Here is a 1,035-nt window from a genome sequence, read left to right as displayed (position 1 = left end):
CCCGCAGAGGCTCCCCGCGCCGGCAGCGCCGCCCGGATCGACGCGCTGCTGGAGCGGCTGACCCTGGACGAGAAGACCGCTCTGCTGCACGGCGCCCGGGACCCGGCCCCGCTCGGCCAGGCCGGCTACGTGCCCGGCGTCGCCAGGCTGGGCATCCCGCCGCTGCGGCTGGCCGACGGCCCCGCCGGGGTCCGGGTGGCCCGGCCGGCCACCGCACTGCCCGCGCCCGTCCTGCTGGCCTCCGCCTTCGACCCGGCCCTCGCCCGCGAGTACGGCCGCGTCCTCGGCCGCGAGGGACGGGCGCTCGGCTGCGACGTCCTGCTCGCGCCCATGGCCAACCTCATCCGCACCCCGTACTCCGGCCGGAACGCCGACACCTTCGCCGAGGACCCGAAGCTCACCGCCGACCTCGTCGCCGAAGTGGTCCGCGGCATCCAGGACGAGGGCATGGTCGCCGCCGTCAAGTACTTCGCCCTGCACCAGCAGGAGCACGGCCGCGAGACCGTCGACGCGACTGTCGCCGAACAGCCGCTGCGCGAGACGGAACTGCGCGGCTTCGAGGCCGCCGTCGCCGCCGGCGCGGGAGCCGTGGCCACCTCCTCCCACAAGATCGGCGGCCGCTGGGCGAGCGAGAACGGGGAACTGCTCGACGACGTCCTGCGCACCGGCTGGGGGTTCGACGGCTGGGTCGTGTCGGACCGGCACGCCACCCGCAGCACCGTCGCCGCGATCACCGCCGGCCTGGACATGGAGATGCCCGGGGGCACCCACTACGGCGCGGCGCTGCGCCAGGCCGTGCACGGCGGCACGGTCACCGAGCCGGCCGTCGACCTCGCCGTGCGCCGCGTGCTCAGCACCATGGACCGGTTCGGGCTGCTGGACGTCCGACGCGCAGCCCGGCCCGCCCGGAACCCGGCCGCCGGCGCACGGACCGCCCGCCGGGCCGCCGCCGCCGGCGCCGTCCTGCTGCGCAACGAGCGCGGCACCTGTCTCTTATACTAATCTGACTCTGCCGACCATCTTACGCCTGAGAGT

General features: G+C 75.9%; 1 protein-coding gene. It reads left to right on the top strand.

Features of this window, described 5'->3' with window-relative positions; genetic code table 11:
• Window positions 1-1,002 (top strand): glycoside hydrolase family 3 protein (locus GPJ59_RS36480; RefSeq protein WP_308120705.1); only part of this gene is annotated, 1,002 nt, incomplete at its 5' end.
• Window positions 1,003-1,035: the final 33 nt, after the last annotated feature.

Source organism: Streptomyces bambusae (assembly GCF_019400985.1).
GTDB classification, from domain to species: domain Bacteria; phylum Actinomycetota; class Actinomycetes; order Streptomycetales; family Streptomycetaceae; genus Streptomyces; species Streptomyces bambusae_A.
Note: the sequence above shows the minus strand (reverse complement) of the source record. Positions and strands in the feature narration are given on the sequence as shown.